Annotated in this window: 19 protein-coding genes; 5 read left to right on the top strand and 14 right to left on the bottom strand. The window is 38.1% G+C overall.

Annotation, left to right across the window (positions count from 1 at the left end; translation table 11 throughout):
• Positions 1-50: 50 nt before the first annotated feature.
• A complete protein-coding gene (locus ACRWSG_RS19545) occupies positions 51-1,241 on the bottom strand; it encodes an ADP-ribosylglycohydrolase family protein (protein ID WP_462167282.1) in 1,191 nt (396 codons plus the stop codon).
• Between the two features lie 116 nt (positions 1,242-1,357).
• Here ACRWSG_RS19545 and ACRWSG_RS19540 point away from each other — a divergent pair, with 116 nt between their 5' ends.
• Entirely contained in the window at positions 1,358-2,305 is a 948-nt protein-coding gene (locus ACRWSG_RS19540) for an IS30 family transposase (RefSeq protein ID WP_074989424.1), read from the top strand.
• A 1-nt stretch (position 2,306) separates the two neighbouring features.
• Here ACRWSG_RS19540 and ACRWSG_RS19535 read toward each other — a convergent pair whose 3' ends face one another.
• The 4 genes from ACRWSG_RS19535 to ACRWSG_RS19520 all read right to left on the bottom strand — a co-directional run bounded on the left by ACRWSG_RS19535 (position 2,307) and on the right by ACRWSG_RS19520 (position 5,579).
• Positions 2,307-3,407, bottom strand: a complete 1,101-nt coding sequence (locus ACRWSG_RS19535; protein WP_462167280.1) for an RHS repeat-associated core domain-containing protein — start codon at positions 3,405-3,407, stop codon at positions 2,307-2,309.
• A 159-nt stretch (positions 3,408-3,566) separates the two neighbouring features.
• Positions 3,567-3,725, bottom strand: coding sequence for a hypothetical protein (locus ACRWSG_RS19530; RefSeq protein WP_462167278.1), 159 nt, complete (start codon positions 3,723-3,725; stop codon positions 3,567-3,569).
• Positions 3,726-3,784: 59 nt separating this feature from the next.
• Positions 3,785-4,447 (bottom strand): GAD-like domain-containing protein, encoded by a 663-nt coding sequence (locus ACRWSG_RS19525; protein ID WP_462167276.1) that lies wholly within the window; start codon positions 4,445-4,447, stop codon positions 3,785-3,787.
• A gap of 184 nt (positions 4,448-4,631) precedes the next feature.
• A complete protein-coding gene (locus tag ACRWSG_RS19520; RefSeq protein WP_074989424.1) occupies positions 4,632-5,579 on the bottom strand; it encodes an IS30 family transposase in 948 nt (315 codons plus the stop codon).
• Between the two features lie 211 nt (positions 5,580-5,790).
• Between ACRWSG_RS19520 and ACRWSG_RS19515 the strand changes: the two genes are divergently transcribed.
• Both ACRWSG_RS19515 and ACRWSG_RS19510 read left to right on the top strand, forming a co-directional pair.
• The gene (locus ACRWSG_RS19515) at positions 5,791-6,423 is read left to right on the top strand and encodes a hypothetical protein (RefSeq protein WP_462167274.1); all 633 of its coding nucleotides are present in this window, start codon (positions 5,791-5,793) and stop codon (positions 6,421-6,423) included.
• 50 nt (positions 6,424-6,473) lie between these two features.
• The gene (locus ACRWSG_RS19510; protein ID WP_462167272.1) at positions 6,474-6,887 is read left to right on the top strand and encodes a hypothetical protein; all 414 of its coding nucleotides are present in this window, start codon (positions 6,474-6,476) and stop codon (positions 6,885-6,887) included.
• A gap of 61 nt (positions 6,888-6,948) precedes the next feature.
• Here the strand turns inward: ACRWSG_RS19510 and ACRWSG_RS19505 are convergent, their stop codons facing one another.
• Complete coding sequence (locus tag ACRWSG_RS19505) at positions 6,949-7,434, bottom strand: hypothetical protein (RefSeq protein WP_138599212.1); 486 nt, start codon at positions 7,432-7,434, stop codon at positions 6,949-6,951.
• Between the two features lie 218 nt (positions 7,435-7,652).
• Here ACRWSG_RS19505 and soxR point away from each other — a divergent pair, with 218 nt between their 5' ends.
• On the top strand, positions 7,653-8,108 hold the full coding sequence (gene soxR, locus ACRWSG_RS19500; protein ID WP_199528517.1) for a redox-sensitive transcriptional activator SoxR: 456 nt from the start codon (positions 7,653-7,655) through the stop codon (positions 8,106-8,108).
• Here soxR and ACRWSG_RS19495 read toward each other — a convergent pair.
• The 7 genes from ACRWSG_RS19495 to ACRWSG_RS19465 all read right to left on the bottom strand — a co-directional run bounded on the left by ACRWSG_RS19495 (position 8,105) and on the right by ACRWSG_RS19465 (position 12,508).
• Positions 8,105-8,617, bottom strand: coding sequence for a DUF6795 domain-containing protein (locus ACRWSG_RS19495; protein ID WP_199528519.1), 513 nt, complete (start codon positions 8,615-8,617; stop codon positions 8,105-8,107). The two genes, soxR and ACRWSG_RS19495, sit on opposite strands and share 4 nt — an antisense overlap.
• The gene (locus tag ACRWSG_RS19490; protein WP_462167271.1) at positions 8,617-9,012 is read right to left on the bottom strand and encodes a hypothetical protein; all 396 of its coding nucleotides are present in this window, start codon (positions 9,010-9,012) and stop codon (positions 8,617-8,619) included. The genes ACRWSG_RS19495 and ACRWSG_RS19490 overlap by 1 nt, the downstream gene beginning before the upstream one ends.
• Positions 9,009-9,812 carry a hypothetical protein gene (locus ACRWSG_RS19485; protein ID WP_462167270.1) on the bottom strand — a complete coding sequence of 268 codons (804 nt, stop codon included), beginning with the start codon at positions 9,810-9,812 and terminating at the stop codon, positions 9,009-9,011. The genes ACRWSG_RS19490 and ACRWSG_RS19485 overlap by 4 nt, the downstream gene beginning before the upstream one ends.
• A gap of 87 nt (positions 9,813-9,899) precedes the next feature.
• Positions 9,900-10,277 carry a hypothetical protein gene (locus ACRWSG_RS19480; protein ID WP_462167269.1) on the bottom strand — a complete coding sequence of 126 codons (378 nt, stop codon included), beginning with the start codon at positions 10,275-10,277 and terminating at the stop codon, positions 9,900-9,902.
• Between the two features lie 14 nt (positions 10,278-10,291).
• Positions 10,292-11,101, bottom strand: a complete 810-nt coding sequence (locus ACRWSG_RS19475) for a hypothetical protein (RefSeq protein ID WP_462167268.1) — start codon at positions 11,099-11,101, stop codon at positions 10,292-10,294.
• Between the two features lie 50 nt (positions 11,102-11,151).
• Positions 11,152-12,204 (bottom strand): hypothetical protein, encoded by a 1,053-nt coding sequence (locus ACRWSG_RS19470; RefSeq protein WP_462167267.1) that lies wholly within the window; start codon positions 12,202-12,204, stop codon positions 11,152-11,154.
• A gap of 40 nt (positions 12,205-12,244) precedes the next feature.
• Positions 12,245-12,508 carry a hypothetical protein gene (locus ACRWSG_RS19465; RefSeq protein ID WP_462167265.1) on the bottom strand — a complete coding sequence of 88 codons (264 nt, stop codon included), beginning with the start codon at positions 12,506-12,508 and terminating at the stop codon, positions 12,245-12,247.
• 49 nt (positions 12,509-12,557) lie between these two features.
• Here ACRWSG_RS19465 and ACRWSG_RS19460 point away from each other — a divergent pair, with 49 nt between their 5' ends.
• Positions 12,558-13,505 carry an IS30 family transposase gene (locus ACRWSG_RS19460; protein WP_074989424.1) on the top strand — a complete coding sequence of 316 codons (948 nt, stop codon included), beginning with the start codon at positions 12,558-12,560 and terminating at the stop codon, positions 13,503-13,505.
• Here the strand turns inward: ACRWSG_RS19460 and ACRWSG_RS19455 are convergent.
• A complete protein-coding gene (locus ACRWSG_RS19455; protein ID WP_462167264.1) occupies positions 13,488-13,685 on the bottom strand; it encodes a hypothetical protein in 198 nt (65 codons plus the stop codon). The genes ACRWSG_RS19460 and ACRWSG_RS19455 overlap by 18 nt on opposite strands.
• Positions 13,686-13,762: the final 77 nt, after the last annotated feature.

Below are 13,762 nucleotides of genomic sequence, written 5' to 3'. Positions count from 1 at the left end.
TCATCATTACTTAAAGCGTCGGTACAAGAAAAAGTAAAAAACAAATACTTTTAATTAGTTAGCTCTGACTTAATTAGCTCTTTAAGTTCCATAGCTTTTAAATAAAAGACATGTAACTCTTTAATCTTTTTAACCCAATCGTAATTAATCACACGCTCTCCATAATAAGCACCAGCAAGTTGTCCATATACAGCCCCAGTAGTATCAGCATCTTCACCTAGATTGACAGCCAGCAAAGCACCGTCCTCAAAGGTATCAGAATGATAAAAAGCCCATAAAACAGCTTCTAAAGTATGCATTACATAGCCACTAGCACGTATTTGCGAAGCTTTTTTAGTTTTATACTCAGCATTTATTATTAAGTCAGTTACAGATTGACAAAGTGGGTTCTTCTCCCAATAACCCTCGATAGGTGAGTAAACTCCATCTAGTAAATTTTCTTTAGATTCACCATGAAGTGCTCCCCATAGCAAACCACTAAAATATCGGCATGCATCAACTGCTTCTTCTGCACCATGAGTTGTTTTAGAACTTAAAGCGGCATATTTAATTGAGTCTTCGAAGCTGTAATAGTAACGAATCGGTATTGGTGCTAAACGCATCAACGAACCATTTCCGGCTGAATTAGGATCTTTGTCACCCGCTATAGGATCACCTGTTCGCTCATAATTTTTCAGTGCATGAATTACGGTATTTCCAATATCGAAACATTTTCCATTAACACTAAAAACACCATCTTTCCACCATTTAGAATACAAATCCATTTGATCTTTTGGATCAAAAACTTTAGTGCGAACAAGGCTATGAGCTAAGCAATACATCATACTTGTATCATCAGTCCACTCCCCTGCTTTAAGATTGAACGACCCACCTCCAATAATGCCATTAATCGGCTCAAATGTTCCCGGAGCTTGAAATTCAAGCGTCGTACCTAAAGCGTCCCCAACTGCACAACCAAGCAGAGCGCCTCGAAAACGATTAATATCATCATCACAATCTACTTGAATTCTCTTATAATATTCTTTGCACTGTTCATCAGTAGGTTTGGGCACCGCGGTTCGGTAAACAAGATAAGATGACATCCACTGTGTTTTAATAGGCTCTCTAGAATTACTAAACTTATTTGTCATTGGGGGAAAACGCAGATTGTCAGGAATTTTATTTTCCATTTCTAACATACGAATTATTGCAGAAGAGGTAATTAACTCACCAAAATCATTATAGTATTTTTTTTCGCTCATATTTTAAACCTCCCCGAATTCAGATAATAAGTGCACCACTCATGGTTAAACGGTGAGAAGAGATCAACTGCCTGTTGGTGGTACTCTGTAATCGCCAAAAAACAAGAGTAGATACCATGAGTTACAAGCAGTTGATCGAAGGGCAAAGATACCAGATTGAGGCCTACTTACGCGAGGGTTTTAGCTATCGAGAGATAGGGAAAAGGCTAAAAGTGAGCCACAGCACTATAAGTCGTGAAGTTAGGCGCAATAGTACTCGAAGTCATTACTTGCCTGAGGTTGCACATTCAAAGGCATGTAAACGAAAACATCTAGCTGCCAAGTATTCCATGCCAGCACTTACAATTGCGTTCGTTGAGTTTGGATTGGAGCAAAAATGGAGCCCTGAGCAGGTTGCGGGTGTAAGCAAAATTATCGGGCATCCTGTGAGTCATGAATGGATTTATGGCTATATTCAAAAAGATAAATTGAGTGGTGGCAAGCTATACAAACATCTGCGACAAGGGCACAGACGTTATCGTAAAGGCAGCCGAAGCAAACGTGTCATCATCCCAAATCGTGTTGGCATTGAACATAGACCTGCGATTGTTGACACTAAGACACGATTTGGTGATTGGGAAGCGGATACAGTACTTGGCAAGCATGGTACGGGAGCAATCGTTAGTTTAGTCGAGCGTACAAGTAAGTTTTACCTGATACGCAAAGTGCCAGCAAAAAGTGCAGCGCAAGTGAGCAGAGCAATGATAGGTATGCTGTGGCGCTATCGACGCCATGTTCATACGATAACCGCAGACAACGGGAGTGAGTTTTGTGAACATGAGCATGTTTCAGACAAGCTAAAAACCGACATCTACTTTGCTAACCCCTACTCATCATGGGAAAGAGGGTTAAATGAGAACTTTAATGGCTTGTTGCGTCAATATATTCGCAAAGGCACTGATTTACGAACGGTGACAGATAAGCAAATTGCGCACATAGAAAAGGCGCTCAATGCGAGACCGAGAAAATGTCTAGGGTTTAGGCAACCAGCGGTAATATTCGATGAATTACGCAAAGCAGCCTAATTTAGCGAGTGGTGCACTTCGGACTTGAATTCGCGTCTTCCAACTCTATAAAATTTTTACCATTAACTTTTTCACGGCTGATAACTTTAAATTTAGTTCCCGATTTAAATAAAACTTCTTCTTCATGTGGAGCTACTGAAGCTGTGTCAGCCACTTTAACACCATTTTTTGATTTAATTGTAATCTTTGTATTACCGGAAAAACTTTTATCTGGATTAAAGCTGGTACTTTTAAAACCCTTTTCATAATGTATTCCGCCAATGGGAAATAACTCATCTAATAAATCATCACTAAACTTATCTCCCCGCACAACCTCACCTTCATATCTGAACTCTGGGTTTTCAGCTAGTTTTTCTAAGCCTTTATTGGCATTTTCAACAACTCTAGACCATTTCTTTTTATCATCGGAAGAAAAGCCTCTTAAACCATTATTAATTGGTTCATATAAGTTTGTTGTATATACAGAGATTGACAAAAATTCTTCGCGCGATAGTACATCTAAACCTGGATGTAAGTAGTAATTCATAAGGACATGATTTTTGAAATCTTCACCTTCTAAACCATTTAAACTATTGCCGATGTTAAAATCTGACATAATTAGCTCATCCACAGAGGGCGGAGTTTTATTACTTTCTTTTATTACAGATTGAGAAACTAGTGGCTCTGATTTGTCTTTAGCTTCGAATACAAGTAATGAAGCTGGATTTCCAGATATAAGCTCTTGTTTAATCTCTTTCGGAGTGATGAAACCAATTTGCGCAGCTTCAAATAGATTCCTTTGTAACTCCCTACTAATCACACCTTTATTGAAAGCTCTATCTAAGCTTATTTTTAAACTTCTTTCACCTTCCTTACACATCAACCCATAGGGATCCACCCAATTAACCGGGTTCGGCGCGTATTGATAGTGGTTTATGCCACCCACTAAGCCTATCGGGTCTTGGTTTATAAAGCGTTGTTGTTTGGGGCTGTAATAGCGGTAGCGGTTGTAATGTTGGCCGCTTTCTTCATCAAAATATTGCCCTTGAAAACGTATTGGCTGAGTGAAGCTGTTTTCTTTATTAAAGTCAGCATTAGCTTCTGGTTCTTCATAGCCGTACACATCGGCGTGGTTTTGCCATACAACCTCTGCGTTTTTATTAGTTACAAAACGTGGGGTGTTAAGTTGGTCTAGGTGGTAGTAATACAGTTCACCTTGTTTAATCAGTGCGACCGGGTGAAATTGATTGGGCAGGTTGATGTACCAGGTATACTCGCCGTGCTAGTATTCACCTATTAGCTGGTCGTTATCCCAAATATAATCAATCTTGCCATGCTCAGTCTGCTTAGCGATACGACGACCTAGTGGGTCGTAGTCAAAATCGCTATCGCCAAAATGGGCTAGGCAATAAGAGCCAAAATATTTGCAAGGCTTAGCCAAATAGCCCAAGCCTATAGAACATCCGTGTTGTTAAAGAACGATTTTAAATAGTATTCTAATTATGAAAAAGCTTTTCGTATAAGTGCATCATGATCAAGTACTTCGATTTGACCAAATTGCGCCAATATAGATAAGTGAACAAAAATATTTACCTTGTTAATATTGTCAAAAATAGCTTCTCCACCAACAATTAAGCTCGGTTCAAAACCAAACATTTCATCTGCTTTTAATTCACCAAATTTATTAATGCAAGGTTCAAACAAAACATTTCCCGCTTCATCCTTAAAGTCATGAGATGCTGTGTCTAAAAAACCAAAAAAGTATTCAATTGCGGTATTATAATCTTTTTTTACTCTACCTTTTTTTTCTATCACCCAGCCTCTTGCAGCCATTACTTTGTATTTATAACCAGTTTCTTCACCCCAAAGGAATAAATCACCAAAAGCATTTCGAGCAAAAACATGATAAACATCATTGTCAGGTATATCTGTAGGCTCTAACCATTCATCTAATAAGTCTTCATAATCACTAGGATTGACAATCCAAAATAAACCTTGTTTGAAGCTACAAAACCCAAATTCTTGCCAATATTCTAAAAAGCAATCTGGGAGCTTATTTTTAAATTTCTCCAACGTCTCTACGGAGCAACATTCTTGTTTTTCTGGTTTCCCAAATTTCTCTAAAAAATATTCAAAACCTTCATCCAACTTAAACTCACTCATGTGTTCCCCTTATTTAAAACGTGATAATTCTACATTCATTTTTGCATCTGACCGTGCAAATCCATGGCTTGCTTAGCTGCTTTATCCATTTCATCAACTCTATCGGCTTTCGACCATTGTGAACAATGGTGAATAATTAAGCAGTGACTCGCGAATTCAAGTCCGAAGTGCACCACTCGCTAAATTAGGCTGCTTTGCGTAATTCATCGAATATTACCGCTGGTTGCCTAAACCCTAGACATTTTCTCGGCCTCGCATTGAGCGCCTTTTCTATGTGCGCAATTTGCTTATCTGTCACCGTTCGTAAATCAGTGCCTTTGCGAATATATTGACGCAACAAGCCATTAAAGTTCTCATTTAACCCTCTTTCCCATGATGAGTAGGGGTTAGCAAAGTAGATGTCGGTTTTTAGCTTGTCTGAAACATGCTCATGTTCACAAAACTCACTCCCGTTGTCTGCGGTTATCGTATGAACATGGCGTCGATAGCGCCACAGCATACCTATCATTGCTCTGCTCACTTGCGCTGCACTTTTTGCTGGCACTTTGCGTATCAGGTAAAACTTACTTGTACGCTCGACTAAACTAACGATTGCTCCCGTACCATGCTTGCCAAGTACTGTATCCGCTTCCCAATCACCAAATCGTGTCTTAGTGTCAACAATCGCAGGTCTATGTTCAATGCCAACACGATTTGGGATGATGACACGTTTGCTTCGGCTGCCTTTACGATAACGTCTGTGCCCTTGTCGCAGATGTTTGTATAGCTTGCCACCACTCAATTTATCTTTTTGAATATAGCCATAAATCCATTCATGACTCACAGGATGCCCGATAATTTTGCTTACACCCGCAACCTGCTCAGGGCTCCATTTTTGCTCCAATCCAAACTCAACGAACGCAATTGTAAGTGCTGGCATGGAATACTTGGCAGCTAGATGTTTTCGTTTACATGCCTTTGAATGTGCAACCTCAGGCAAGTAATGACTTCGAGTACTATTGCGCCTAACTTCACGACTTATAGTGCTGTGGCTCACTTTTAGCCTTTTCCCTATCTCTCGATAGCTAAAACCCTCGCGTAAGTAGGCCTCAATCTGGTATCTTTGCCCTTCGATCAACTGCTTGTAACTCATGGTATCTACTCTTGTTTTTTGGCGATTACAGAGTACCACCAACAGGCAGTTGATCTCTTCTCACCGTTTAACCATGAGTGGTGCACTTATTATCTGAATTCGGGCTATAAAACAAAGGTTTTTAACACAGAAAGTGAAAAATGATATTGTCTGAATCAAAAAAAAAAGATAATATCCCTAAATTAAGGACTAAATCTAGATAAGGAATATCATGATTAACACCCAAGAAAAACCAACAATCCCCTCTCCAATAGATTTAATAAGCAGGTTAATCAATCAAGAATCTTCTTTTGAAGTTACTCTTTTTGATAAGTTTGGAAATAATTTTACCGGCAGGTTAGAAGAGTTAAGTGAAAAGAGTAACACTGTACTCATATCTGATAAAGATAAAAACAAAACCATTTTTGATTTAAATTATGCAACACACGTAACAATTAAAGACCAAAATTCAACAGTAAATTTATTTAAAAACTTAGAAGCCAAACAGCCAACATCAGAAATAATTGATATAGATGAAATAATAAATTTAACGTCAGAAATGTTTAAATCAAGTTATGATTTAGAATTTAAATTCTTTGCTGATAAATATAATAACAATATTGAGGCTGAAAAAATTTCTATTGTTATCGATTACTTAACAGAAAACATAAAAAAATTAACTAATGATGACTTCACATTATCAGCAATAAATAAAGTACATACATTCCACATTAATAATGACGAAATGTCAAAGTTTAATTTGAAGCTCAACAATAAAACTATAACAATAAAAATTAACTACTCAGAGCCTCTACCACACAACATTAATCAACTTATCGAAAAAGGACTTAATAGAACTTTGTAATTCATTAAGTTAAATCATTAATAAACATGTCAAATAAATAAGGAATGACAATGGGACTAAGAGAGAAAAAAGCAGCAAGAGAATTTGAAAAGAATCGTTTCGATTCACTTAAAAGACAAATTTTCGAAGCAGCCAAATTCGAATTTGATATAGAAGTAAATTGGGAAACGCTTGCTATTGATGATTACGCTCATTTATATGATCAAACTTGGCCTATAATCTATTTTGAACCAACCATAAAAGCATTTAAAGAAATGTGTTCTGATGAATTTTCTAAAGAAGCGATAGAAGAAGATTTGAAAAAATTAATCATTCAAAACTATGGTAATGTTCATAATGCTAACCACTTTGCGACATACAGCAAGGGTATTTTAACCTTAAATCATTCACCAATATTGAATGCGGCGAATCAAATAGATGAAAGAGCTGAATCAGTACAGAATGCTATAGAAAAAGAGCTATAACATTCTAGTTATAGACTTAAATGTAATGATCTACATTTAGTAGATCATTACAACAATCAATTTAAAATAAAGATTTTATTTTATCAGTATAATCAGACGCTCTTCGAGTCATCTTATGACCTGTTTCAATATTTAAAGTATTATCAGATAAAGTAAAGTTATTTTTTGAATCTAAAAAGTCTTGCTTAGCTGTTATTTTAATCTTTTTTAACTTTGCTAATTCTTCTTTATAATCTTCATCACTTCCACATATAGATGTTATTGCCTCAAGTGCCGCAACGGTTCGTTGACCTGAATGAGAAATAACCCACTCACTCTTATAGTTATCTTTATTAAGCTTTTCACTATTACTACTAATCATATTCTTATAGCTATCCCAGTCTACAGTTACATCTAAAGCTGAATTCCCACAGCTAGATTTTACTTTACTCACTTCAGCTACAATATTACTGTCAACGTTCCTCATTGCTTTTTTATCTTTCACTGACGCATATGATGTTGAGCTAGCCATTAATAAAACCATACCAAATAACAATTTATTTTTCATAACCCTTCCTTTTGTATTTAAAACATAAACAGAAATATACTATACATCAAAAAACACAAAAAATTACCAAAAATATTAAAAAAGTTACTTTATTCATAGATGAAATTAAAATTTCGACACTAAGATTGAAATATTGCTTGCACAGTGAAATGCATTTTTTTTACTATTGAATGCACATTACCTCAAGCTAACTTTAGGTCAACACATTGGAGCAAATTATGTCAGATAAGAAACTTATTGATGCAAACCTTTCGGTTGGCTTTGTGGCAAAACGCAGTGGCGTAAAAGTTTCGACCTTGCATTTTTATGAGTCTAAAGGGCTTATTCGCAGCTGGCGTAATAACGGTAACCAACGCCGCTATAAACCCGATGTATTGCGCCGAATTGCCGTAATAAAAGCTGCACAAACCATGGGCATAACTCTTGAAGACATTAAACAAACGTTAAGCACCCTACCTGAGCAGCGCACACCCACTAAACAAGATTGGGCAGCTCTTTCTAAAGTTTGGCAAACGCAATTAGATGAACGCATTCAATACATGCAGCGATTGCGCGAGCGCGTTAATGGTTGTATTGGTTGCGGCTGTTTATCAATGGCCAAATGCCCTATCTACAACAAAGATGATTATTTAGGTGAAGAGCACAGCGGCGCTGTGCTGTTAGAAAGAGATTAAAGTTTAGCTTTGCTCAGCTCACACATACCGTAAATAGCAAACGTATGCTCAGGCGCCTCTTCTATCTGAATATCAACTGTTTGTGGGCTGTTTGATAAATCGCAAACAAGATCACCAAGCAACCCTTTAAGGGTATTACTATTTTCATGAATTGAAATACTTGTATACCAAAGCACAATACCTTCGGGAGTGCCATTTTCAAGGTAGATATGTTGAATAAGCGAGTCATTATCAAACATATTTGCAGGTTTAGCTGTTCTTATTAGTTTTTTATCAAAACGAAAGCGGCCATTCTCATCTGTTATCGTCTTATCAATATATTCTTTACCATAAGTAAGCGAACGGGTTACTTTTTGTTTTGCCACCGGTTTACCATTATCTAGTAAAACCCCTTGAACTGGAGCCGATAACAAAAAATCACTTTTATTGAACAAACCAAACATGCCTGCGAATACCTCAGTTGAAGTAAAAAGAAAAATAGCGATAAATGCTAACCTAACAAAGTTCACTACCACACGGCTTCTCTATTTACTTGGCAATCGACTGGATCTAAATAGGGTTTTAGCTCCTCAGGGAATCCGTTTTTTTCTGTTATGTCTTTATCAATTTTGAAGTAATGCTCTATCGATTGATATAAGTGAGTACCAAGCGGGATGGATGTATCCATAAAGGTCATGGCTGTGGCATATGCCAGTGAATCCCATTCACGATTTGAACCACCTACATAGAAAGTAGGCTTAGTGAAGCGATAATGTTTAGGGTATTTTAACGGCACCATGAGTGATACAAATACACGTGAGCCACCACGGGCTGAGCCGACATTACGCTGATTTGCACCATAGCAAACAATGTCTTCATAAGGTAAATAAAACGGTTTTCTAAATAAAGTATGCGGAGTTTTCACGGACCGGTATGGCGATTAAAGTAAAAATTATCTCGGTGCGCTAATATTGCGCGATGTTTCAGCATATAAAAACCGACAATAAACATAGGTGCATATATAGCAAATGGCACCCATCGATAGTCGCCCCACACAAAACCAATAACAACCAAATCAACGAAAAAAAACATAACCGCTGCGACCATTAGCAAGAAACTTAGAGCAGTAAATAAATTTGACCAGCCTCCAAACCATGAAATAGCCAACTGCTTACCATCGCTCTCTACCCAATGCCCCTCAAGTGTTGAGCCACTATCTGGGGATTCAAGCTCTGCTTCATATTGATCAGTAAAACGCTTACTTTTAAAGGTACGAGTTTTAAAGCTGCAGCCATTGAGTGCTTCTGCTTTTTTTAATCGCGTTTCATAACTGTCTTTATGTAAGTAGTCTCTTGGCAGTTGCGCTTTATAGGTTTCTCTATCATCAAAATATTTGCTTTTGTTTTCATTTCTTCTTTCAATTTCAGCCATTTCCTCAGGGTTATTTTTTCTAAACTCTTCTATTCGCACCTCAGCTTCTTCATCTAACGCCAGTTGTTTGATGGTTTTATCTTTTGCTCTAGCAGGATCTCGGCCAGGGTTTTCAGCGCACCACTGGTTAATTGCGTTAATACGATTTTCTCTTTTTATTTTTTCTCGTTCTTCACGAGTTAAACCGTCGTTTTGTTCAGCAATATAGCGCTCAAGCTCCTCATCACTAATAAGGTTATCAATTAAATCATCCAGCTTGCTTGATTTTACTGAGCTTTTATCATCACTAGTCATTGCTATCTACATTCCTTGTTTTTAACCATTCCACTTTAAATATCTCAGACCCTAAGCACCCACCGCTATTTGTCTTAATAGACTTCACTACCACACGGCCTCTCTATTCACTTGGCAATCTGTAGGATCTAAATAGGGTTTTAGCTCCTCAGGGAATCCGTTTTTTTCTGTTATGTCTTTATCAATTTTGAAGTAATGCTCTATCGATTGATATAAGTGAGTGCCAAGCGGGATGGATGTATCCATAAAGGTCATGGCTGTGGCATATGCCAGTGAATCCCATTCACGATTTGAACCACCTACATAAAAAGTGGGCTTAGTGAAGCGGTAATGTTTAGGGTATTTTAACGGCACCATGAGTGATACAAATACACGTGAGCCACCACGGGCTGAGCCGACATTACGCTGATTTGCGCCATAGCAAACAATGTCTTCGTAAGGTAAATAAAACGGTTTTCTAAACAAAGTATGCGGGGTTTTTACAATACGGTATGGCGATTAAAGTAAAAATTATCTCGGTGCGCTAATATGGCTCGATGTTTTAAAGTGAAATAACCCAAACCAAAGAGCGTCACATAGATTGAGGCCATCACCCAAAAATATTCAAACCCATTCGCAATTAACGCATATACATGAAATAAGAAAACCATAAAAGCGAGTGTTTCAAAGAAAAAGCCAAGTGCTGTAAATAAGTTAGACCACCCTCCAAACCATGAAATAGCCAACTGCTTACCATCATTCTCTACCCAATGCCCCTCAAGTGTTGAGCCACGATTAGGGGATTCAAGCTCTGCTGCATATTGATCAGTAAAACGCTTACTTTTAAAGGTACGAGTTTTAAAGCTGCAGCCATTGAGTGCTTCTGCTTTTTTTAATCGTGTTTCATAACTGTCTTGATGTAAGTAGTCTCTTGGCAGCTGTTCGTTATAGGTTTGACTATTCTTACGGTACCTACAACTATTTTCGGCTCTCCTTCTATTTTCTGCAGCTTTTTCAGGGTTATCTCTTCTAAATTCTTCTAATAGCACCTCAGCTTCTTCATCTAAGGCGAGCTGTTTGATGGTTTTATCTTTTGCTCTTGTTGGGTCTCTACCAGGGTTTTCGGCGCACCACTGATTAATTGCGTTAATACGATTTTCTCTTTTAATTTTTTCTCGTTCTTCATGAGTTAAACCGTCGTTTTGTTCAGCAATATAGCGCTCAAGCTCCTCATCACTAATAAGGTTATCAATTAAATCATCCAGCTTGCTTGATTTTACAGAGCCTTTATCATCGCTACTCATAGTCATTGCTATCTACATTCCTTGTTTTAACCATTCCACTTTAAATATCTCAGACCCTAAACACCCACTGCTACTTGTCTTAATAAGGTTTTTGTTAATCGCTTCCAATAAGGCGTTGTATCAGGCTGATTTAAGCTTTCGTCAATTGGCCATTTTTCCCATGGCTTAGTGATTTCTTTGTTTGCCCAGCGTTTAGGGTTGGTTATTGCGCCATCAAAGTTAAAACGATAAATATCGTTATCAAGCTTTTCTTCTATCTGCTGCATCTGTTTGTAACCCATTAAACGCCAATACTTTTCTGGGCGGTTATTCTGTTTATCAAAATCGCGTGTTAGTGGGTCTAAATGACGAAACAGCTCAATTTCGGCTGAGTCCACTAATGGTTTGCTTAAATCCATAAAACGCACCACGCGCTCCCATGTATAACGACAGTAGTTTGGATTTTGTGGGTTGTCTTTAACGCGAATTTCACTAAACGCACCTGCATGGTTGCCGTAATCTTTATGAGCCACATACATCGCATGAGTCACACCATGTCCTTGTGAATGGTTGGCTTTAGCGTAAAACGCCTCGATATCTGAGAATGGGAATGTCGCATGACCAAGCTCATTCTTTTGCGCATTATCAACCGACCAGGTAAAACTCACCGTTTGATTTATGCGGTCAAAATACACCTCTCGCCGAGGTAAAATATAACGCGCTATAATAGGCCCGAAGTTGAGGAAGAAAAGGTTAAATCCTAAGGAGAGGCATACAAAGAACAATGGAGAAGCAGCATTATTTGGATAGTAAATTGACTCATAGACCCACACCATTAAAGCTATAATAGAAATAAACGTTAGCACTGCCCCCAATAATATCGGCCCTAAAGTTAACGCAAGCATCGCATCATTTGCTTTTTGGAAACCTAAATAACGCCCTTCGTTATCAATACTATTTAAATCTTTAAGCCTTCTTTCTTCATCCTTTAAGACTAGAATTTTTACTATTTGAAAACCCATTAAATCAGTGAATTTATTAAACCTCTTCTTCGAAAAATAATTTTTAAAATTTTGCGACGCTTCGATTGTTCTTGCATTCATTTTTGCGAATCTATACGAAATAGACATTGATATCCTTATCTTTCAATGTTGCCCTAACAGTCAGTTTTTACAAATCAATCATTAAAAACGAGGTGAATTTTTGCCACGCTGTTTTGCCAAATTTAATCTCACTTTCTGGTTTTATATTTTCTGCGTATTTCCAAGGAAACTTAAAGATTTCAGGTGGATTGAGCTTTTTGATTGGTTTACCCATCAGTAAATTATCTAGTTGCTCGTCATCATTAAACTCTTTTAATTGCTCGTCTTTTGCTTGGCCCGAATTCAGATAATAAGTGCACCACTCATGGTTAAACGGTGAGAAGAGAATCAACTGCCTGTTGGTGGTACTCTGTAATCGCCAAAAAACAAGAGTAGATACCATGAGTTACAAGCAGTTGATCGAAGGGCAAAGATACCAGATTGAGGCCTACTTACGCGAGGGTTTTAGCTATCGAGAGATAGGGAAAAGGCTAAAAGTGAGCCACAGCACTATAAGTCGTGAAGTTAGGCGCAATAGTACTCGAAGTCATTACTTGCCTGAGGTTGCACATTCAAAGGCATGTAAACGAAAACATCTAGCTGCCAAGTATTCCATGCCAGCACTTACAATTGCGTTCGTTGAGTTTGGATTGGAGCAAAAATGGAGCCCTGAGCAGGTTGCGGGTGTAAGCAAAATTATCGGGCATCCTGTGAGTCATGAATGGATTTATGGCTATATTCAAAAAGATAAATTGAGTGGTGGCAAGCTATACAAACATCTGCGACAAGGGCACAGACGTTATCGTAAAGGCAGCCGAAGCAAACGTGTCATCATCCCAAATCGTGTTGGCATTGAACATAGACCTGCGATTGTTGACACTAAGACACGATTTGGTGATTGGGAAGCGGATACAGTACTTGGCAAGCATGGTACGGGAGCAATCGTTAGTTTAGTCGAGCGTACAAGTAAGTTTTACCTGATACGCAAAGTGCCAGCAAAAAGTGCAGCGCAAGTGAGCAGAGCAATGATAGGTATGCTGTGGCGCTATCGACGCCATGTTCATACGATAACCGCAGACAACGGGAGTGAGTTTTGTGAACATGAGCATGTTTCAGACAAGCTAAAAACCGACATCTACTTTGCTAACCCCTACTCATCATGGGAAAGAGGGTTAAATGAGAACTTTAATGGCTTGTTGCGTCAATATATTCGCAAAGGCACTGATTTACGAACGGTGACAGATAAGCAAATTGCGCACATAGAAAAGGCGCTCAATGCGAGGCCGAGAAAATGTCTAGGGTTTAGGCAACCAGCGGTAATATTCGATGAATTACGCAAAGCAGCCTAATTTAGCGAGTGGTGCACTTCGGACTTGAATTCGCGGGCTCATCTTTTTTAAAAAAGATTTATCAACACGATACCAAAAGTATTTTGGACGACCGTTTGCTTTATCAAACTCTACGGTTGTTTTATCAAACTCTCGATAATATTCAAATTGCGGGATATCGGACCAAAGGCTGAGTAACATCCATAAAATTTTGCAATAACTCCCAGTGCAAAAAAGCACAGGCTATTTGGTTACTATAAGTCTGTTCATAACGAATG

This window comes from Pseudoalteromonas sp. GB43 (assembly GCF_054923805.1).
This window is presented reverse-complemented; position numbering and strand designations above follow the sequence as displayed.